Annotated in this window: 17 protein-coding genes; 15 read left to right on the top strand and 2 right to left on the bottom strand. The window is 69.2% G+C overall.

The genetic code is table 11. From position 1 onward, the window contains the following. Positions 1 to 115: 115 nt before the first annotated feature. From secD to ACZ3TS_RS08370, 4 genes are all read left to right on the top strand, one after another. Complete coding sequence (gene secD, locus ACZ3TS_RS08355) at positions 116 to 1,960, top strand: protein translocase subunit SecD (RefSeq protein ID WP_467614835.1); 1,845 nt, start codon at positions 116 to 118, stop codon at positions 1,958 to 1,960. 3 nt (positions 1,961 to 1,963) lie between these two features. Further along, complete coding sequence (gene secF, locus ACZ3TS_RS08360) at positions 1,964 to 3,064, top strand: protein translocase subunit SecF (RefSeq protein WP_467614837.1); 1,101 nt, start codon at positions 1,964 to 1,966, stop codon at positions 3,062 to 3,064. Next, on the top strand, positions 3,061 to 3,600 hold the full coding sequence (locus ACZ3TS_RS08365) for an adenine phosphoribosyltransferase (RefSeq protein WP_467614840.1): 540 nt from the start codon (positions 3,061 to 3,063) through the stop codon (positions 3,598 to 3,600). The genes secF and ACZ3TS_RS08365 overlap by 4 nt, the downstream gene beginning before the upstream one ends. A gap of 205 nt (positions 3,601 to 3,805) precedes the next feature. After that, the gene (locus tag ACZ3TS_RS08370) at positions 3,806 to 6,325 is read left to right on the top strand and encodes a RelA/SpoT family protein (RefSeq protein WP_467614841.1); all 2,520 of its coding nucleotides are present in this window, start codon (positions 3,806 to 3,808) and stop codon (positions 6,323 to 6,325) included. 87 nt (positions 6,326 to 6,412) lie between these two features. Here the strand turns inward: ACZ3TS_RS08370 and ACZ3TS_RS08375 are convergent, their stop codons facing one another. Both ACZ3TS_RS08375 and ACZ3TS_RS08380 read right to left on the bottom strand, forming a co-directional pair. Next, positions 6,413 to 7,642 carry a DUF349 domain-containing protein gene (locus tag ACZ3TS_RS08375; protein ID WP_467614843.1) on the bottom strand — a complete coding sequence of 410 codons (1,230 nt, stop codon included), beginning with the start codon at positions 7,640 to 7,642 and terminating at the stop codon, positions 6,413 to 6,415. Positions 7,643 to 7,776: 134 nt separating this feature from the next. Beyond that, positions 7,777 to 8,598 (bottom strand): peptidylprolyl isomerase, encoded by an 822-nt coding sequence (locus tag ACZ3TS_RS08380; RefSeq protein WP_467614846.1) that lies wholly within the window; start codon positions 8,596 to 8,598, stop codon positions 7,777 to 7,779. Positions 8,599 to 8,765: 167 nt separating this feature from the next. Between ACZ3TS_RS08380 and ACZ3TS_RS08385 the strand changes: the two genes are divergently transcribed. From ACZ3TS_RS08385 to ACZ3TS_RS08435, 11 genes are all read left to right on the top strand, one after another. Continuing rightward, positions 8,766 to 9,473: an MBL fold metallo-hydrolase gene (locus tag ACZ3TS_RS08385; RefSeq protein ID WP_467614848.1), complete on the top strand. Its 708-nt coding sequence runs from the start codon at positions 8,766 to 8,768 to the stop codon at positions 9,471 to 9,473. A gap of 13 nt (positions 9,474 to 9,486) precedes the next feature. Continuing rightward, a complete protein-coding gene (hisS, locus tag ACZ3TS_RS08390) occupies positions 9,487 to 10,749 on the top strand; it encodes a histidine--tRNA ligase (protein ID WP_467614851.1) in 1,263 nt (420 codons plus the stop codon). Between the two features lie 278 nt (positions 10,750 to 11,027). Then, complete coding sequence (locus ACZ3TS_RS08395) at positions 11,028 to 11,684, top strand: vitamin K epoxide reductase family protein (protein WP_467614854.1); 657 nt, start codon at positions 11,028 to 11,030, stop codon at positions 11,682 to 11,684. 67 nt (positions 11,685 to 11,751) lie between these two features. After that, complete coding sequence (locus ACZ3TS_RS08400; RefSeq protein WP_467614856.1) at positions 11,752 to 13,107, top strand: replication-associated recombination protein A; 1,356 nt, start codon at positions 11,752 to 11,754, stop codon at positions 13,105 to 13,107. Positions 13,108 to 13,484: 377 nt separating this feature from the next. After that, the gene (gene rpsD, locus ACZ3TS_RS08405; RefSeq protein ID WP_208781099.1) at positions 13,485 to 14,099 is read left to right on the top strand and encodes a 30S ribosomal protein S4; all 615 of its coding nucleotides are present in this window, start codon (positions 13,485 to 13,487) and stop codon (positions 14,097 to 14,099) included. A gap of 194 nt (positions 14,100 to 14,293) precedes the next feature. After that, entirely contained in the window at positions 14,294 to 14,740 is a 447-nt protein-coding gene (locus ACZ3TS_RS08410) for a DUF948 domain-containing protein (RefSeq protein WP_467614861.1), read from the top strand. A 7-nt stretch (positions 14,741 to 14,747) separates the two neighbouring features. Next, complete coding sequence (locus ACZ3TS_RS08415; protein WP_467614864.1) at positions 14,748 to 15,098, top strand: hypothetical protein; 351 nt, start codon at positions 14,748 to 14,750, stop codon at positions 15,096 to 15,098. After that, positions 15,098 to 17,770 (top strand): alanine--tRNA ligase, encoded by a 2,673-nt coding sequence (gene alaS / locus ACZ3TS_RS08420; RefSeq protein WP_467614867.1) that lies wholly within the window; start codon positions 15,098 to 15,100, stop codon positions 17,768 to 17,770. Before ACZ3TS_RS08415 ends, alaS begins: the two co-directional genes overlap by 1 nt. 15 nt (positions 17,771 to 17,785) lie before the next feature. Further along, a complete protein-coding gene (gene ruvX, locus ACZ3TS_RS08425; RefSeq protein WP_467614870.1) occupies positions 17,786 to 18,250 on the top strand; it encodes a Holliday junction resolvase RuvX in 465 nt (154 codons plus the stop codon). 122 nt (positions 18,251 to 18,372) lie between these two features. Continuing rightward, positions 18,373 to 20,112 carry an endolytic transglycosylase MltG gene (gene mltG / locus ACZ3TS_RS08430; protein WP_467614873.1) on the top strand — a complete coding sequence of 580 codons (1,740 nt, stop codon included), beginning with the start codon at positions 18,373 to 18,375 and terminating at the stop codon, positions 20,110 to 20,112. Next, on the top strand, positions 20,109 to 20,951 hold the full coding sequence (locus ACZ3TS_RS08435) for a shikimate dehydrogenase (RefSeq protein WP_467614876.1): 843 nt from the start codon (positions 20,109 to 20,111) through the stop codon (positions 20,949 to 20,951). Before mltG ends, ACZ3TS_RS08435 begins: the two co-directional genes overlap by 4 nt. The last annotated feature ends 28 nt before the right edge of the window (positions 20,952 to 20,979 follow it).

Raw genomic sequence — 20,979 nt, forward strand, 5'->3', positions numbered from 1 at the left:
GCGGACACGCGCCCCGGTCCCGGGTTGTGCGGTTTTCGCACGGAATCCCGACACAATGTCATGGCCGCCCGCGTGCCGACCCCGCGCGCGGCGGCTCGAGAGGGAGTACGAGAAGGTGGCAGCACCGAAGAAGGGCCCGAGCGCGAGCGCCCAGAGCAAGCCGGGGCGCTCGCTGGCCCTGATCCTGATCGCCATCGTGGCGCTCACCGGGGGAATGTTCGCCTCCGGACACACCACTCCGCGTCTCGGCATCGACCTCGCCGGCGGCACGAGCATCACGCTCAAGGCGAAGAGCGGCCAGGAATCCGCGATCAACAAGACCAACCTGGACACCGCGGTCGACATCATGAACCGCCGTGTCAACGGTCTGGGTGTCTCCGAGGCGGAGGTCCAGACGCAGGGCGATCGCAACATCATCGTCAACATCCCCAAGGGCACGAACTCCCAGCAGGCCCGGCAGCAGGTCGGCACCACGGCAAAGCTGTACTTCCGCCCCGTCCTGGCCACCGAGGTCGTCGGCTCGTCCGCCTCGGCCAGCCCGACGCCGAGCCCGTCCAGCAGCGCCTCCAAGCCGGCCGGCAGCAAGGCGACCTCGTCCGGCTCCGCGACGCCGTCCGGCTCCGCGACGCCGTCCGGCTCCGCGACTCCGTCCGGCTCCGCGACGCCGTCCGGCTCCGCGACCCCGTCGGCGAGCGCCACCTCGCAGGGCCGCGCGGTCACCGACGCCCTGAAGGCCACCTCGTCGCCGTCGTCGACCGGCTCCGCCTCGCCCTCCTCCAGCGCGAGCCCCGCGTCCAGCGCGAGCCCCTCCGCCAGCGCCTCCGCGTCGGCGAGCAGCGGCTCCGACGCGACCAGCAAGCTCCAGGCCGAGTACGCCACGCTCAACTGCGCCGACAGGGCCGTCCGCGCCAAGGCCGGTGTGGGCGCCAAGCCCACCGAGCCCACCGTGGCCTGCGGCCAGAACTCGCAGAAGCAGTGGCAGAAGTACGTCCTCGGCCCGGCGGAGGTCGCCGGTACGGACGTCAAGAAGGCTCAGGCGGTCTACGACACCCAGGGCGCCGGGGGCTGGAAGGTCACCATGGACTTCACGTCCGCGGGGTCCAAGAAGTTCGCGAGCATCACCGGCAAGCTGGCCCAGAACCAGTCGCCGCAGAACCAGTTCGCCATCGTTCTCGACGGCGAGGTCGTCTCCGACCCGTACGTCAGCCAGGCGCTGACCGGCGGCAATGCCGAGATCACGGGCAGCTTCGACCAGACCGAGGCCAAGGACCTGGCGAACGTCCTGTCCTACGGTGCGCTGCCGCTGTCCTTCGAGGAGCAGAGCGTCACCACGGTCACCGCCGCGCTCGGCGGTGAGCAGCTGCAGGCCGGCCTGATCGCCGGCGCGATCGGCCTCGCGCTGGTGGTCGTCTACCTGGTGGTCTACTACCGGGGTCTCTCGCTCATCGCGATCGCCTCGCTGCTGGTGTCGGCCGTCCTCACGTACGTGATCATGTCGCTGCTCGGCCCGACCATCGGCTTCGCGCTGAACCTGCCGGCGGTCTGCGGTGCCATCGTGGCGATCGGTATCACCGCGGACTCGTTCATCGTGTTCTTCGAACGCATCCGGGACGAGATCCGCGAGGGCCGCTCGCTGCGTCCCGCCGTCGAGCGGGCCTGGCCGCGTGCCCGGCGCACCATCCTGGTGTCCGACTTCGTGTCGTTCCTGGCCGCCGCGGTGCTGTTCATCGTCACCGTCGGCAAGGTCCAGGGCTTCGCGTTCACGCTCGGCCTCACCACGGTCCTCGACGTGGTCGTCGTCTTCCTGTTCACCAAGCCGCTGATGACGATCCTCGCCCGCCGGCAGTTCTTCGCGAGCGGCCACAGCTGGTCCGGCCTCGACCCCAAGCGCCTCGGTGCCAAGCCGCCGCTGCGGCGCACCCGTCGTCCCTCCGCCCCCGTCGACCCGAAGGAGGCGTGAGAGATGTCGAAGCTCGGCAACCTCGGCGCCAGGCTCCACCGAGGCGAGGTCGGTTACGACTTCGTCGGCAAGCGCAAGATCTGGTACGGCGTCTCGATCCTGATCACCATCACGGCCATCCTGGGCCTGACGGTGCGCGGCCTGAACATGGGCATCGAGTTCCAGGGTGGCGCCGTCTTCACCACTCCGAAGACCAGCGTCTCGGTGGCGCAGGCGGAGGGCTACGCCCAGGACTCCTCCGGCCACCAGGCGGTCGTGCAGAAGCTCGGCACGGGCGGTCTGCGCATCCAGATCGCCGGAATCGACACCGCCCAGGCCGACCAGATCAAGGCGGACCTCTCCAAGGACCTGAACGTCGACTCGGAGAAGATCAACGCCGACCTGGTCGGCCCCAGCTGGGGCGAGCAGATCGCCAGCAAGGCCTGGCAGGGTCTGGCGATCTTCATGGTGCTCGTGGTGATCTATCTGGCCATCGCCTTCGAGTGGCGCATGGCCGTCGCGGCCCTGGTCGCGCTGATCCACGACATCACCATCACCACCGGTATCTACGCCCTCGTCGGCTTCGAGGTGACGCCCGGCACGGTCATCGGTCTGCTGACGATCCTCGGTTACTCGCTCTACGACACGGTCGTCGTCTTCGACAGCCTCAAGGAGCAGACGAAGGACCTCACCAAGCAGACCCGCTGGACCTACAGCGACGTCGCCAACCGCTCGATCAACAGCACGCTGGTCCGCTCCATCAACACCACCGTGGTGGCGCTGCTGCCGGTCGCCGGCCTGCTGTTCATCGGCGGCGGCTTCCTCGGCGCGGGCACGCTCAACGACATCTCGCTGTCGCTGTTCGTCGGCCTCGCGGCCGGTGCGTACTCGTCGATCTTCATCGCCACGCCGCTCGTCGCCGACCTCAAGGAGCGCGAGCCGCAGATGAAGGCCCTGAGGAAGCGTGTCCTCGCCAAGCGCGCCCAGGCCGCCGCCGAGGAAGAACTCGCCGAGGCGCGGGGCGTCGACGAGCCGGAGGACGCCGCCCCCGCGGTCGTCGGCCCGCGAAACCAGCCCGCGTCCCGCAGCCGCGGCCGCGGCCGACCCTCCGGAAAGCGCCGATGACCGACATAAAGGCCCTGCTGCTCAGCCGTATCCGTGAGGTGCCCGACCACCCGGAGCCGGGCGTGATGTTCAAGGACATCACCCCGCTGCTCGCGGACCCGGCGGCGTTCACCGCGCTCACCGACGCGCTCGCGCAGCTCACCGTGCGGCACGGCGCGACGAAGATCGTCGGCCTGGAGGCCCGTGGCTTCATCCTCGGCGCGCCGGTCGCCGTCCGCGCGGGCGTCGGCTTCGTCCCCGTACGCAAGGCGGGCAAGCTCCCCGGAGCCACCCTGAGGCAGGCGTACGACCTGGAGTACGGCTCGGCCGAGATCGAGGTGCACGCCGAGGACCTGTCCGCGCACGACCGTGTGATGGTCGTCGACGACGTCCTCGCCACCGGCGGCACCGCCGAGGCCTCGCTCCAGCTGATCCGCCGGGCGGGTGCCGAGGTGGCCGGTGTGTCCGTGCTCATGGAGCTGGGCTTCCTGGGCGGGCGCGCCCGTCTGGCGCCCGCCCTGGCCGGGGCACCGCTGGAGGCGCTGCTTCAGGTCTGAGACCCGCGGCGGTAACCCCCGCGCAAGGCCGGCGAAGGCCACAGGACACCGCGAGGCGGGCCCGGAGGAATCCGGTGCCCGCCTCGTGTGTTTCTCCAGTACAAGGCCATCCCAACGGCCTGGAGGCGAGCCCGGAGCCCCGGATCGCTACCATGGGGTTTCCGGAGCCTGACCGGGGGACCCGGATCGCGCACGAGGAGCCCTCTTGCCAGACGAGGCCCAGCCACTGACCGCCGCCAAGCCCGACCCGTCGTCGAAGGCCGCGGCCGCGCCCGCGCGCAGCGCGAAGGACGCACCGCACGGGCCGGTCGAGCATGCCCAGTCCGCGCCCGTCGAACAGGCGGTCGAGCAGCCGCGTCCCAAGCCGGTCCCTGCCGAGCGCACCCCGGCGGTCCGCCCCGCTCCGGCCCCGCCCGCCCGCTCCGGCTCCTCCAACCGCGTCCGCGCCCGACTCGCCCGGCTCGGCGTACAGCGCGCCAACCCGTACAACCCGGTCCTGGAACCGCTGCTGCGGATAGTGCGCAGCAACGACCCGAAGATCGAGAACGCGACGCTCCGCCAGATCGAGCGCGCCTACCAGGTCGCCGAGCGCTGGCACCGCGGCCAGAAGCGCAAGAGCGGCGACCCGTACATCACACATCCGCTCGCGGTGACCACCATCCTCGCCGAGCTGGGCATGGACCCTGCCACCCTGATGGCGGGCCTGCTGCACGACACGGTCGAGGACACCGAGTACGGCCTGGACCAGCTCCGCCGCGACTTCGGCGACACCGTCGCCCTGCTCGTCGACGGCGTGACCAAGTTGGACAAGGTCAAGTTCGGCGAGGCCGCGCAGGCCGAGACCGTGCGCAAGATGGTCGTCGCCATGGCCAAGGACCCGCGCGTCCTGGTCATCAAGCTCGCCGACCGCCTGCACAACATGCGCACCATGCGCTACCTCAAGCGCGAGAAGCAGGAGAAGAAGGCGCGCGAGACTCTGGAGATCTACGCGCCGCTCGCCCACCGGCTGGGCATGAACACCATCAAGTGGGAGCTGGAGGACCTCGCCTTCGCGATCCTCTACCCCAAGATGTACGACGAGATCGTCCGCCTGGTCGCCGAGCGCGCCCCCAAGCGCGACGAGTACCTCGCCATAGTGACCGACGAGGTCCAGGCCGACCTGCGCTCCGCCCGCATCAAGGCGACCGTCACCGGCCGCCCCAAGCACTACTACAGCGTCTACCAGAAGATGATCGTCCGTGGCCGTGACTTCGCGGAGATCTACGACCTGGTGGGCATCCGCGTCCTCGTCGACACGGTCCGCGACTGCTACGCGGCGCTGGGCACGGTCCACGCCCGCTGGAACCCGGTTCCGGGGCGGTTCAAGGACTACATCGCGATGCCCAAGTTCAACATGTACCAGTCGCTGCACACGACGGTGATCGGGCCGAACGGCAAGCCTGTCGAACTCCAGATCCGCACCTTCGACATGCACCGCCGTGCCGAGTACGGCATCGCCGCGCACTGGAAGTACAAGCAGGAGGCTGTCGCGGGCGCCTCCAAGATCCGTACGGACGCGCCTCGTTCCAACGCAAAGGACAAGGACGCCGTCAACGACATGGCGTGGCTGCGCCAGTTGCTCGACTGGCAGAAGGAGACCGAGGACCCGAGCGAGTTCCTGGAGTCCCTGCGCTTCGACCTGTCGCGCAACGAGGTCTTCGTCTTCACCCCGAAGGGCGACGTCATAGCGCTTCCTGCCGGTGCCACCCCGGTGGACTTCGCGTACGCGGTCCACACGGAGGTCGGCCACCGGACGATAGGGGCGCGGGTCAACGGGCGTCTGGTTCCGCTCGAATCCACCCTGGACAACGGTGACTTGGTGGAGGTGTTCACCTCCAAGGCGACCGGCGCGGGCCCGTCCCGCGACTGGCTCGGCTTCGTGAAGTCGCCGCGTGCCCGCAACAAGATCCGCGCCTGGTTCTCCAAGGAACGGCGCGACGAGGCGATCGAGCAGGGCAAGGACGCCATCGCGCGGGCGATGCGCAAGCAGAACCTTCCGATCCAGCGCATCCTGACCGGCGACTCGCTCGTGACACTCGCCCACGAGATGCGCTACCCGGACATCTCGTCCCTGTACGCGGCGATCGGCGAAGGCCATGTCGCCGCGCAGAACGTCGTGCAGAAGCTGGTGCAGGCGCTGGGCGGCGAGGAGGCCGCCACCGAGGAGATCGACGAGTCCGTTCCGCCGACGCGGGGCCGCGGCCGTAAGCGGCGCCGCAGGGAGGACCCCGGCGTCGTCGTCAAGGGCGTCGAGGACGTCTGGGTCAAACTGGCCCGCTGTTGTACGCCCGTCCCGGGCGACCCCATCATCGGCTTCGTCACGCGTGGTAGCGGCGTATCCGTTCACCGCAGCGACTGCGTGAACGTCGAGTCACTGTCGCGCGAGCCCGAGCGCATTCTCGACGTGGAGTGGGCACCGACACAGTCCTCCGTCTTCCTGGTCGCGATCCAGGTGGAGGCACTGGACCGCTCGCGCCTCCTCTCGGACGTGACCCGGGTCCTGTCCGACCAGCACGTCAACATCCTCTCGGCCGCGGTCCAGACGTCCCGCGACCGCGTCGCCACCTCCCGCTTCACCTTCGAGATGGGCGACCCGAAGCACCTGGGACATGTCCTGAAGGCGGTACGGGGCGTGGAGGGCGTGTACGACGTGTACCGCGTGACCTCCGCCCGCCGGCCTTCGTAACCCACCGGCCACATACGAAAGGGGCTCCCGTACACGACGTACGGGAGCCCCTTCGTGAGAGCCTTCGCAGAGGGAAACGGGGTGGGGTCAGCCGCCGAACTCCTGCAGACCCTTCAGTGCCTGGTCCAGGAGCGCCTGGCGGCCCTCCAGTTCCTTCTCCAGCTTGTCGGCCTTCGCGTTGTTGCCCGCGGTCCGGGCCTGCTCGATCTGGCCCCGCAGCTTGTCCACGGCCGCCTGCAGCTGCCCGGTGAGACCCTCGGCACGAGCCCGCGCCTCCGGGTTCGTACGGCGCCACTCGGCCTCCTCGGCCTCCTGGATGGCCCGGTCGACCGTGTGCATCCGGCCCTCGATCCTCGGGCGCGCGTCGCGCGGCACATGGCCGATGGCCTCCCAGCGCTCGTTGATCGAGCGGAAGGCGGCACGGGCGGCCTTGAGGTCCGTGATCGGCAGCAGCTTCTCCGCCTCCTCGGCCAGCTCCTCCTTGAGCTTGAGGTTCTCGGCCTGCTCGGCGTCACGCTCCGCGAAGACCGAGCCGCGCGCCGCGAAGAAGACGTCCTGGGCCCCGCGGAAGCGGTTCCACAGGTCGTCCTCGTGCTCGCGCTGGGCGCGGCCCGCGGCCTTCCACTCGGCCATCAGCTCGCGGTAGCGCGCGGCCGTCGGACCCCAGTCCGTCGAGCCCGACAGCGCCTCGGCCTCGGCGACCAGCTTCTCCTTCGTCTTGCGGGCGTCCTCGCGCTGCGCGTCGAGCTGCGCGAAGTGTGCCTTGCGACGCTTGGAGAACGCCGACCGGGCGTGCGAGAAGCGGTGCCACAGCTCGTCGTCCGATTTTCGGTCGAGCCGCGGCAGCCCCTTCCAGGTGTCCACCAATGCCCGCAGCCGCTCACCGGCCGCCCGCCACTGGTCGGACTGCGCGAGCTCCTCCGCCTCGACGACCAGCGCCTCCTTGGCGTGCCGCGCCTCGTCCGACTGCCTGGCCCGCTGCGCCTTGCGCTCCTCGCGGCGCGCCTCGACGGTCTCCAGGAGCTTGTTCAGACGCGCCCGCAGCGCGTCCAGGTCACCGACCGCGTGGTGCGCCTCGACCTGCTCCCGCAGGTGGTCGATCGCGGCCTGGGCGTCCTTGGCCGACAGATCGGTGGTCTGCACTCGCTTCTCGAGGAGGCCGATCTCGACCACCAGGCCCTCGTACTTGCGCTCGAAGTAGGCCAGCGCCTCCTCGGGGGAGCCGGCCTGCCAGGAACCGACGACCTTCTCGCCGTCGGCCGTTCGCACGTACACGGTCCCCGTCTCGTCGACGCGGCCCCACGGGTCGCTGCTCACAGCGCCTCCTCCACATGATGCCTGCGAGGGGCTTCAGCACCCCCGGCATCGTCCACAGTTTCGTCACGGCCAACATAGGCGACCGGCGGGGCGGCTGTCCGCATCCCGCGCGACCGAAATTTCGCAGTTGACGGTCAGGATTTCGCGACTGTCGCCTTGTTGATCACAACGGTCGCGTTCGGTGCTCCGTCGCCCGCACCCGTGCTCTCACCGGCGGCGGCGATTTTCTTGAGCACCTTCATGCCGGCCGCGTCGATGGTCCCGAACGGTGTGTAGGTGGGCGGCAACTGACTGTCCTGATACACCAGGAAGAACTGGCTGCCGCCGGTGTGCTTCTGGCCGGTGTTCGCCATGGCGACCGTGCCCGCCGGATACACGTTCCCCTTCAGGCTTTTGTCCTTCAGGTTCTCGTCCGGAATGGTGTAGCCGGGACCGCCCGTGCCCGTGCCCTTGGGGTCGCCGCACTGCAGCACGTAGATGCCGTTGGTGGTGAGCCGGTGGCACTTGCTGTGGTCGAAGAAGCCCTTGCCGGCGAGGAAGTTGAACGAGTTCACGGTGTGCGGGGCCGCGGCCGTCTTCAGCGCGATGCCGATGTCACCGCACGTGGTCGCCAGCTTCAGCGTGTACTTCGCCGACGTGTCGATGGTCATCGCCGGCTCCTTCTTCCAGCTCAGCGACTTGACCGCGCCCTCGGCGGGCTTCGCGCAGGGATCCGGCGCCTTGCTGGTCGCCGAGGCGCTCGGGGTCACCTCCGCGCCCGCGTTGGCCTGTTTGTCGTCGTTCTTCAGCACCCCGGTCGTGTACAGCGCCAGGCTGCCCACCAGGACCACGCCGAGAACCGACGCGATCACGGAATTGCGTACGCGCGCCTTGTTGCGCGCCTCCGTACGCCGCTGCTGCTGCCGCAAGAACTTCTCCCGGGCGAGCTGTCGCCGCCGCTGTTCCTGGCTGACCACGGGGTCTTCTCCTCATGCGTCTCGTACGCCGACCGATACGCGTGCGTCCGGTGTGCCGACCGCATGCGCGTGCCCCGTACCGTATATGGGTTCGCTGAGGAATCGGCAGCGCCGGTAGGCTCTGACCCACAGCCAGTCACCCCCGTACGACACAACGAAGGACGATCGTGCTGATTGCCGGGTTCCCCGCCGGGGCCTGGGGGACCAACTGTTACCTGGTCGCCCCCGCCGCGGGTGAGGAGTGCGTGATCATCGACCCGGGCCACCAGGCCGCTCAGGGAGTCGAGGCCGCGCTCAAGAAGCATCGGCTCAAGCCCGTCGCGGTCGTCCTCACCCATGGCCACATCGACCATGTGGCCTCGGTCGTCCCGGTGTGCGGCGCGCACGACGTGCCGGCGTGGATCCACCCCGAGGACCGGTACATGATGGGCGACCCGGAGAAGGCGCTCGGGCGGTCCGTCGGGATGCCGCTGATGGGCGAGCTGACCGTGGGCGAGCCGGACGACGTCAAGGAGCTGACCGACGGTGCGACGCTGGAGCTGGCCGGTCTGGAGCTGTCCGTCGCGCACGCGCCCGGCCATACCAAGGGGTCGGTGACCTTCGGCCTGCCCGAGGCGGCGGACATCCCGCCGATCCTCTTCTCGGGCGACCTGTTGTTCGCCGGCTCCATCGGACGCACCGACCTGCCCGGCGGTGACATGGCCGAGATGCTCGACTCGCTGGCCCGCGTGTGCCTGCCGCTCGACGACTCGACCGTGGTGCTGTCCGGCCACGGTCCCCAGACGACCATCGGCCGGGAGCGCGCAACCAACCCGTATCTGCGGCAGGTGGCCGCCGGCCTGGGAGCCCAGGAGGCTCCCCGACGAGGAATGTGACGAGAGACCTTCCGTGAGCACCTTCAAGGCCCCCAAGGGCACGTACGACCTGATCCCGCCGGAGTCCGCCAAGTACCTCGCGGTGCGCGAGGCGATCGCCGCCCCGCTGCGCAACTCCGGCTATGGCTACATCGAGACGCCCGGCTTCGAAAGCGTCGAGCTGTTCGCGCGTGGTGTGGGCGAGTCCACCGACATCGTGACCAAGGAGATGTACGCCTTCGAGACGAAGGGCGGCGACCGGCTGGCGCTGCGCCCCGAGGGGACCGCCTCCGTGCTGCGCGCCGCCCTGGAGGCCAATCTCCACAAGACGGGCAACCTGCCGGTCAAGCTCTGGTACTCGGGCTCGTACTACCGCTACGAACGCCCGCAGAAGGGCCGCTACCGTCACTTCTCCCAGGTGGGCGCCGAGGCGATCGGTGCCGAGGACGCCGCCCTGGACGCCGAACTGATCATCCTGGCCGACCAGGCATACCGCTCGCTGGGACTGCGCGACTTCCGCATCCTCCTCAACAGCCTCGGAGACAAGGAGTGCCGCCCGGTCTACCGCGCCGCGCTCCAGGACTTCCTGCGGGGCCTGGACCTGGACGAGGACACGCGCCGCCGCGTCGACATCAACCCGCTGCGGGTGCTCGACGACAAGCGGGAGTCGGTCCAGAAGCAGCTGACGGGCGCACCGCTCCTGCGTGACTACCTGTGCGACGCGTGCAAGGCGTACCACGAGGAGGTCCGCGAGCTGATCACCGCGGCGGGCGTGTCCTTCGAGGACGACCCGAAGCTGGTGCGCGGCCTGGACTACTACACCCGTACGACGTTCGAGTTCGTCCACGACGGTCTGGGCTCCCAGTCCGCGGTGGGCGGCGGCGGCCGCTACGACGGCCTGTCGGAGATGATCGGCGGCCCCGCGCTGCCGTCCGTGGGCTGGGCGTTGGGCGTGGACCGCACGGTGCTGGCCCTGGAGGCGGAGGGCATCGAGCTCGAACTCCCCGCGTCCACCAGCGTGTTCGCGGTCCCGCTGGGCGAGGAGGCCCGCCGGGTCCTGTTCGCCAAGGTCACGGAGCTGCGCAAGCTGGGCATCGCGGCGGACTTCTCCTACGGCGCCAAGGGTCTCAAGGGCGCGATGAAGAACGCGAACCGCAGCGGCGCCCGCTACACGATCGTCGCGGGTGACCGGGACCTCGCGGAGGGCGTGGTCCAGCTGAAGGACATGGAGTCAGGCGAGCAGGTCGCGGTCGGTGTGAACGAGATCGTGGCGGAGCTGGAGTCGAAGGTCGGCTGATCCGATGCACAGGGCCCTGGGGACACCCGGGGCTCTTGGTGCACCGTCAACTCCGCGAGCGTCGGTTCGCCCCGCCGGACGGTGTCGACTTCCGAGCCTCACGCGCGCGTGCCCCGCGCTGGGATCTGTGTGGTCATGGCCAGGAGCCTCGGCCGGAACCGAACGCTGCGGTACCTCCGTGCGTACTTCCTTATGTCCATCGAACAGTGGACTCACGCACGCGTGCGGCACAATGACCACTGACCCCAGGTCCACTCTCGAGTATCGGAATCGACGTGATGAGCAAGACGACAGTGAAGGACGTCTCCACCGAGTCGACCGAGCCGGAACGCACGGAGGCATCCCGGACGGTGGGCGGCAGTCGCGCGTTCGCCCTGCTGCTGGTGATCACCGGTGCGGCCGGTCTGCTCGCCGCCTGGGTCATCACGATCGACAAGTTCAAGATCCTTGAGGGCAAGGTGAGCGGCAAGACGTTCACCCCCAGCTGCAGCATCAACCCGATCGTGTCCTGCGGCAGCGTCATGGAGAGCAAGCAGGCGGCCGCCTTCGGGTTCCCCAACCCGATGCTCGGCCTCGTCTGCTACGGCATCGTGATCTGCGTCGGCATGAGCCTGCTCGCCCGCGCCCGCTTCCCGCGCTGGTACTGGCTGACCTTCAACTTCGGCACGCTCTTCGGCGTCGCCTTCTGCACCTGGCTGCAGTTCCAGTCGCTGTACCGCATCAACGCGCTGTGCCTGTGGTGCTCGCTGGCCTGGGTCGCCACGATCACCATGTTCTGGTACGTGACCTCGTTCAACGTCCGCAACGACTTCCTGCCCGCCCCGCGCCCGGTGAAGAACTTCCTCGGAGAGTTCACCTGGGTGCTCCCGGTCACCCACGTCGGCATCATCGTCATGCTGATCCTGACCCGGTGGGGCAGCCAGCTCTGGGCCTGAGCCGGCACCGGAGCTCGACGCCGCCGGGCCCGGCGGCGTTGTCAGTGGCGTGACATAGGGTTTCAGCGTGGAGCCCGACCTGTTCACCGCCGCTGCAGAAGAACGCCAGGAGAAGGACCCGACCGGCAGCCCCCTGGCGGTCCGCATGCGCCCGCGCACCCTCGACGAGGTGGTGGGCCAGCAGCACCTGCTCAAGCCGGGATCCCCGCTGCGCAGACTGGTCGGCGAGGGCAACGGCGGCCCGGCCGGACCCTCCTCGGTGATCCTCTGGGGCCCGCCCGGCACCGGCAAGACGACCTTGGCGTACGTCGTCTCCAAGGCCACCAACAAGCGCTTCGTCGAACTGTCGGCGATCACGGCGGGGGTGAAGGAGGTCCGCGCGGTCATCGACGGCGCCCGCCGCGCCACCGGCGGCTTCGGCAAGGAGACCGTCCTCTTCCTGGACGAGATCCACCGCTTCAGCAAGGCCCAGCAGGACTCCCTGCTCCCGGCTGTCGAGAACCGCTGGGTGACCCTGATCGCGGCGACCACGGAGAACCCGTACTTCTCGGTGATCTCCCCGCTCCTGTCCCGCTCCCTGCTGCTCACCCTCGAGCCGCTCACGGACGACGACGTGCGCGGTCTGCTGCGCCGGGCCCTGACCGACGAGCGCGGCCTGGCGGGCGCCGTCACGCTCCCCGAGGACACCGAGGCCCATCTGCTGCGGATCGCCGGCGGTGACGCCCGCCGCGCCCTGACCGCCCTGGAGGCCGCGGCCGGGGCGGCGCTCGACAAGGGCGAGCCGGAGATCGGCCTGACCACCCTGGAGGAGACCGTCGACCGCGCCGCGGTGAAGTACGACCGCGACGGCGACCAGCACTACGACGTGGCGAGCGCCCTGATCAAGTCCATCCGAGGCTCGGACGTCGACGCCGCACTGCACTATCTGGCCCGGATGATCGAGGCCGGGGAGGACCCCCGCTTCATCGCCCGTCGGCTCATGATCTCCGCCAGCGAGGACATCGGCCTCGCCGACCCGAACGCGCTGCCGATAGCGGTGGCCGCCGCCCAGGCCGTCGCGATGATCGGCTTCCCGGAGGCCGCGCTCACCCTGAGCCACGCCACCATCGCCCTGGCCCTGGCCCCCAAGTCCAACTCGGCGACCACCGCGATCGGCGCGGCCATGGAGGACGTCCGCAAGGGACTGGCCGGCCCCGTGCCCCCGCACCTTCGCGACGGGCACTACAAGGGCGCGGCCAAGCTCGGCCACGCCCAGGGGTACGTGTATCCGCACGATCTGCCGGAGGGCATCGCCGCCCAGCAGTACGCCCCGGATGCGCTCAAGGACCGCGAGTACTACACGCCGAGCCGGCACGGCGCGGAGGCGCGGTACGCGGACGCTGTGGAATGGACCCGCAATCACCTCGGCAGACGACGGTCCTGACGCCTGGGGCCGCCGCGGCTTGGTGGTCGAGGGTGCTCCCGTCAGCCTGTAGACTCAACTGAAGCGCTGCGTCCCGTGTCCGGCCCCGGCCGGCACCACCAGAGCGGGACATCCAGCCGGAACCCCACCGCCCGTAGGGCACGGGGATCCAGGAGCGTCGCGCACCGTCGAACGGTGTCGCGGGCAGCCCACCACCTCCCCGGAAGCCCCGGGTACGGGTCGGTGGGCCACTCGCGTGCTGCACGTATGTGCCCAGACCAGGGGAACGGCTGCCCGGCAGGTCCCGCGTGGACCCGCAGGGATTCCCCGGCTGCGGATGCGACCTCCCCTAACCCTGGTGAAGCCGAGTACACACAGAAACACGAGGTGTTTGGTTCATGGCGAACCAGTCCCGCCCCAAGGTCAAGAAGTCGCGTGCCCTCGGCATCGCGCTGACCCCCAAGGCTGTCAAGTACTTCGAGGCCCGCCCCTACCCGCCGGGTGAGCACGGCCGTGGCCGCAAGCAGAACTCGGACTACAAGGTCCGTCTGCTGGAGAAGCAGCGTCTGCGCGCGCAGTACGACATCTCCGAGCGCCAGCTGGTCCGCGCCTACGAGCGTGCCTCCAAGGTGCAGGGCAAGACCGGTGAGGCCCTGATCGTCGAGCTGGAGCGTCGTCTCGACGCGCTGGTCCTGCGTTCGGGCATCGCCCGCACCATCTACCAGGCCCGTCAGATGGTCGTTCACGGCCACATCGAGGTCAACGGTCAGAAGGTCGACAAGCCGTCGTTCCGCGTCCGTCCCGACGACGTCGTGATGGTTCGCGAGCGCAGCCGCGAGAAGACTCTCTTCCAGATCGCCCGTGAGGGTGGCTTCGCCCCCGACGGTGAGACCCCGCGCTACCTGCAGGTGAACCTCAAGGCCCTGGCGTTCCGTCTGGACCGCGAGCCGAACCGCAAGGAAGTTCCGGTCATCTGCGACGAGCAGCTCGTCGTCGAGTACTACGCCCGCTGATCACTCATCCGCGGACGCAGGACTCCCAGCGACAGCCCGTCGTTCCCCCGCCCCTCCGGGCGGGAGGGGCGGCGGGCTGCCGCATTTCCCCGGTGTACAGCCACTAATCCGGTACGGACCGGCCGCCCCGGCGCGATAGGCTCGGGGGACGACTTTTCGATGTTCAGGCACGTTCTAGGGAGCGGGTGCGCGCGGTGTCCGGTGGAGAGGTGGCCGGGATTCTCGTGGCCGTCTTCTGGGCGATCCTGGTTTCCTTCCTCGCCGTCGCGCTGGCGAGGCTGGCCCAGACGCTCAAGGCGACCACCAAGCTGGTGGCGGACGTGACCGACCAGGCCGTCCCGCTGCTGGCCGACGCCTCCGCCGCGGTGCGCTCCGCGCAGACCCAGATCGACCGGGTCGACGCGATCGCGTCGGATGTCCAGGAGGTCACGTCGAACGCGTCGGCGCTGTCGACGACCGTCGCGTCCACCTTCGGCGGCCCCCTGGTCAAGGTCGCGGCGTTCGGCTACGGCGTACGCCGGGCGATCGCCGGCCGCCGTGAGAACGTGCCCGCCAAGGCGCCCCGGCGTACCGTGATCGTGGGCCGCACCGTCCCGTCCGCGCGACGGGGGAAGCGGAACACCCGGGAAAAGAGAGACTGACCGAGCGATGTTCCGCCGTACGTTCTGGTTCACCACGGGTGTCGCCGCCGGTGTGTGGGCCACCACCAAGGTCAACCGCAAGCTGAGGCAACTGACCCCCGAAAGCCTGGCCGCGCAGGCGGCGAACAAGGCGCTCGAGGCAGGCCACCGACTCAAGGACCGCGCGGTGGGCTTCGCGCTGGACGTCCGCGACAACATGGCCCAGCGGGAGGCCGAACTCGACGACGCGCTCGGCCTGGCCGCACCCGTCGATCCCGAACTCCCCGCGCCCCGGCGGTACCCCGCCATCGAGAACCGCAACAGCCCGAAGTACGTCGAGAGCTCGTCGTACTCGCACAACCGGAATGAGGACCACTGATGGAGTCGGCTGAAATCCGCCGCCGCTGGTTGAGCTTCTTCGAGGAGCGCGGTCACACCGTCGTCCCTTCGGCGTCGCTCATCGCGGACGACCCGACTCTGCTCCTCGTCCCGGCCGGCATGGTGCCCTTCAAGCCCTATTTCCTGGGTGAGGTCAAGCCGCCGTTCCCGCGCGCCACCAGCGTGCAGAAGTGCGTGCGCACACCCGACATCGAAGAGGTCGGCAAGACCACGCGGCACGGCACGTTCTTCCAGATGTGCGGCAACTTCTCCTTCGGCGACTACTTCAAGGAAGGCGCCATCAGGCTCGCCTGGGAGCTGCTCACCTCTCCCCAGGGCAAGGGCGGTTACGGCCTGGATCCCGAGCGTCTGTGGATCACCGTCTACAAGGACGACGACGAGGCCGAGCAGATCTGGCGCGACGTCATCGGTGTCCCCGCCGAGCGCATCCAGCGCCTGGGCATGAAGGACAACTTCTGGTCCATGGGTGTCCCCGGCCCCTGTGGCCCCTGTTCCGAGATCAACTACGACCGCGGCCCCGAGTTCGGCGTGGAGGGCGGTCCCGCCGTCAACGACGAGCGGTACGTGGAGATCTGGAACCTCGTCTTCATGCAGTACGAGCGCGGCGAGGGCACCGGCAAGGACAACTTCGAGATCCTCGGCGACCTGCCGAGCAAGAACATCGACACGGGCCTCGGTCTGGAGCGCCTCGCCATGATTCTGCAGGGCGTGCAGAACATGTACGAGATCGACACCTCCATGGCCGTGATCAAGAAGGCCACCGAGCTCACCGGTGTCGCCTACGGCGACTCGCACGCCTCGGACGTGTCGCTGCGCGTGGTCACCGACCACATGCGCACCGCCACCATGCTCATCGGCGACGGCGTCACCCCCGGAAACGAGGGCCGCGGCTACGTCCTGCGCCGCATCATGCGCCGCGCCATCCGTAACATGCGGCTGCTCGGCGCCACCGGCCCGGTGGTGAAGGACCTCATCGACACCGTGATCGAGATGATGGGCCAGCAGTACCCCGAGCTCATCAGCGAGCGGGAGCGTATCGAGAAGGTCGCCCTCGCCGAGGAGGCCGCCTTCCTCAAGACGCTGAAGGCCGGCACCAACATCCTCGACACCGCCGTGAGCGACACCAAGGCCGCCGGCGGCACGGTCCTGTCCGGCGACAAGGCCTTCCTGCTCCACGACACCTGGGGCTTCCCGATCGACCTCACCCTGGAGATGGCCGCCGAGCAGGGCCTGACCGTGGACGAGGAGGGCTTCCGCCGCCTGATGAAGGAGCAGCGGGAGCGCGCCAAGGCCGACGCCCAGGCCAAGAAGACCGGCCACGCCGACCTCGGCGCCTACCGCGAGATCGCCGACACCGCCGGCGAGACCGACTTCATCGGCTACACGGACACCGAGGGCGAGTCGACGATCGTCGGCATCCTCGTCGACGGCGCCTCCTCGCCTGCCGCCACCGAGGGCGAAGAGGTCGAGATCGTCCTCGACCGCACTCCGTTCTACGCCGAGGGCGGTGGCCAGATCGGCGACACCGGCCGCATCAGGGTCGACTCCGGTGCCGTCATCGAGGTCCGTGACACCCAAAAGCCGGTCCCGGGCGTGTACGTCCACAAGGGCGTCGTCCAGGTCGGCGAGGTCACCGTCGGCGCCAAGGCCCATGCCTCGATCGACTCCCGCCGCCGCAAGGCCATCGCTCGCGCCCACTCGGCCACGCACCTGACCCACCAGGCCCTGCGCGACGCCCTCGGCCCGACGGCCGCCCAGGCCGGTTCCGAGAACCAGCCCGGCCGCTTCCGCTTCGACTTCGGTTCGCCGTCCGCCGTCCCGACGGCCGTGATGACCGACGTCGAGCAGAAGATCAACGAGGTGCTCGCCCGCGACCTTGACGTCCAGGCCGAGATCATGGGCATCGACGAGGCCAAGAAGCAGGGCGCCATCGCCGAGTTCGGCGAGAAGTACGGCGAGCGCGTGCGCGTCGTGACCATCGGCGACTTCTCCAAGGAGCTGTGCGGTGGCACGCACGTGCACAACACCGCCCAGCTGGGTCTGGTGAAGCTCCTCGGCGAGTCCTCGATCGGCTCCGGTGTACGCCGGATCGAGGCCCTCGTCGGCATGGACGCGTACAACTTCCTGGCCCGGGAGCACACGGTCGTCAACCAGCTGACCGATCTGCTCAAGGGCCGCCCGGAGGAACTGCCCGAGAAGATCTCCGGCATGCTCGGCAAGCTGAAGGACGCCGAGAAGGAGATCGAGAAGTTCCGGGCCGAGAAGGTGCTGCAGGCTGCCGCCGGCCTCGCCGAGTCCGCCAAGGACATCCGCGGCATCGCCGTGGTCACCGGCCGGGTCCCGGACGGCACCACACCCGACGACCTGCGCAAGCTGGTCCTCGACGTGCGCGGCCGGATCCAGGGGGGGCGGGCCGCCGTGGTCGCCCTGTTCACGGTGAACAACGGCAAGCCGCTCACGGTCATCGCCACCAATGACGTCGCCCGTGAGCACGGTCTCAAGGCCGGTGACCTGGTGCGCACCGCCGCCAAGACCCTCGGCGGCGGCGGTGGCGGCAAGCCGGACGTCGCCCAGGGCGGTGGCCAGAACCCGGCTGCCGTCGGCGAGGCCATCGACGCCGTCGAGCGCCTGGTCGCCGACACCGCAAAGTAAGAGACGGCCAAGGGAATGAGAAGGGGACGCCGACTCGCGATCGACGTCGGTGACGCCCGTATCGGGGTCGCTTCATGCGACCCCGACGGGATCCTCGCCACGCCGGTGGAGACGGTTCCGGGGCGGGACGTCCCGGCAGCCCAGCGGCGGTTGAAGCAACTCGTCGAGGAGTACGAGCCGATCGAGGTCGTCGTCGGTCTCCCTCGCTCCCTCAAGGGGGGCGAGGGCCCGGCCGCCGTCAAGGTCCGTGGCTTCTCCGAGGACTTGGCCCGTTTGATCGCGCCCGTTCCGGTCAGGCTGGTGGACGAGCGGATGACCACGGTGACGGCCAGCCAGGGCCTGCGCGCCTCGGGCGTGAAGTCCAAGAAGGGCCGGTCCGTGATCGACCAGGCGGCCGCCGTCATCATCCTTCAGCAAGCGCTGGAATCCGAAAGGGTGTCAGGTAAAGCACCCGGCGAGGGCGTCGAAGTGGTCATCTGATCGCGATACGGTAACGTTCCGCGCGATGCGAGGGTGTTCGAACAGCCACCGCACAGCAAAGAGGCGGAACGGAAGCCGAGCCACCAGCGCCCGCGACCGCCGCCTTCGGCTCTAGGGGATCGATGACTGAGTATGGCCGGGGCCAAGGCTCCGCACCGTGGCATCCCGAGGACCCGTTGTACGGGGACGACGGATGGGAAGGACAGCAGGCCCACGCTGCTCAGTCCCCCTACGGCGGCCAGCCGCAGCACTACCCGGAGCAGCAGCAGCAGCCCTACGGCGACTGGGGCGGGGCCCAGCAGGCGACATACGACCAGGGGCAGCAGGGCTACCAGCAGTATCCGGACCACGGCCGACAGCAGTATCCGGACCACGGTCAGCCGCAGTACCAGCAGCCGGGACAGCACCAGAACGGGCAGCAGTACGACGATCAGCAGTACTCGGGACAGCCGCAGAGCTACGGCAACGCCGGCTGGGACGGCGGCGGACAGGCGCAAGGCGCCTATCCCGCCGGCCCGGCGGACCCGTACGGCAACCAGGCCGGGCCGTACGGTGGTGGGCAGCCCGACTTCTACCAGACGCCGGACGCGTATCCGCCGCCCGAGCCGCCGAGTCGGCGGCGAGCCGAGCCGGAGCCCGAGACCGACTGGGATCCCGGTCCCGACCAGGGTGAGCACGCCTTCTTCGCGGGCGGGGACGATGACGACGTCGATGACGACGAGCCGGGCGACCGCCGCGGCCGCCGGGGGCGCGGCGACACGGGCACCAAGGGCAAGAAGCGCCGCAACGGGTGCGCGTGCCTGGTGGTCGTGCTGGTCTTGGGCGGCGGTATCGGCGGAGCCGGATATTTCGGGTACCAGTTCTACCAAGATCGTTTCGGCTCGGCCCCCGACTACGCGGGCGAGGGGAACGGCGAGCAGGTCACGGTCACCATTCCGAAGGGTTCCACCGGCTCCGTCATCGGACAGGCGCTGAAGCAGGCCGGTGTCGTCAAGAGCGTCGACGCGTTCGTGGCGGCGCAGGAACACAACCCCGAGGGCAAGAGCATTCAGGCGGGCACGTACACGCTGAACAAGCACATGTCCGCGGCCGCCGCCGTCCAGTTGATGCTCAGCCCGAAGAGCAAGAACAACCTGATCATCGCCGAGGGCTGGCGCAACACCAAGATCTATGCGGCGATCGACGAGCGTCTGAAGCTCAAGGCGGGTACCACCAACGACATCGCCAAGAAGAAGTGGAAGACCCTCGGCCTCCCGGACTGGGCCAACTCCGGCAAGGACATCAAGGACCCGCTGGAAGGATTCCTCTACCCCTCCAGCTATCCGGTCGCCAAGGGCATGAAGCCCGAGGACGTCCTCAAGCAGATGGTCGACATGGCCAAGGAGAAGTACGCCGCATTCGGCATCCAGGCCAAGGCCAAGAGCCTCAACCTGCAGAATCCTCTGCAGGTCCTGACGGTCGCGAGCCTCGTCCAGGCGGAGGGCAAGTACAAGCACGACTTCGAGAAGGTCGCGACGGTCGTCTACAACCGGCTCAAGCCGGACAACACCGAGACCTACGGTCTGCTCGACTTCGACTCGACGGTGAACTACCTGCGCGGCCAGTCCAAGCTCTCCACCGGTTCCGTCAACGCACTGCGGCAGATAAACGACCCGTACAACACGTACAAGTTCAAGGGTCTGCCGCCCGGACCGATCGACAACCCCGGCGACGTGGCGATCAACGCCGCCCTCAACCCCGCCAAGGGGAACTGGTACTACTTCGTCTCGATCAACGAGAACGAGACGCTCTTCGCCGAGACGAACGAAGAGCAGAACCGCAACCGCGAGAAGTACCTCGAAGAGCAGAAGAAGGGTCAATGACGGCCACCGCCAGGAAGCGCCGAGCCGCCGTCCTCGGCTCCCCGATCGCCCACTCCCTCTCCCCGGTGCTGCACCGAGCCGCGTACGAGGAGCTGGGTCTGAAGGGGTGGTCGTACGACCGGTTCGAGGTCGATGAGCAGGCGCTGCCCGGGTTCGTCGGGGAACTGGGACCCGAATGGGCCGGACTGTCGCTGACCATGCCGCTGAAGCGGGCCGTCATCCCGCTGCTCGACTCGATCAGCGACACCGCGGCTTCGGTTGAGGCCGTGAACACCGTGGTGTTCACCGAGGACGGGCGGCGCCTCGGCGACAACACCGACATCCCCGGGATGGTCGCCGCGCTGCGCGAGCGGGGCATCGAGCAGGTCGACTCCGCCGCGATCCTCGGCGCGGGCGCCACCGCCTCCTCCGCGCTGGCCGCGCTGGCCCGGATCTGCACCGGCGAGGTCGTCGCCTATGTCCGCAGCGAGGCGCGGGCCGCCGAGATGCGGCAGTGGGGCGAGCGGCTGGAGGTCGACGTCCGTACCGCCGACTGGTCGCAGGCCGACCGGGCGCTGCGCGCGCCGCTGGTCGTCGCCACCACGCCGGCCGGGACGACGGACGCGCTGGCCGCCGCTGTCCCCGAACGCCCGGCGACGCTCTTCGACGTGCTGTACGATCCCTGGCCCACCGCACTCGCGGCCTGCTGGTCCATGTACGGCGGCGCCGTCGTCAGCGGCCTCGACCTGCTGGTGCACCAGGCGGTGCTCCAGGTCGAACAGATGACGGGCCGTGCTCCGGCCCCTGTGGACGCCATGCGCAAGGCGGGGGAGCACGCTCTGGCGGCCCGTCGGCCGTGACCGGCAGTGGCTCGTCGCCGTGTCCGTT

It is taken from the genome of Streptomyces sp. NPDC022910 (genome assembly GCF_055561075.1).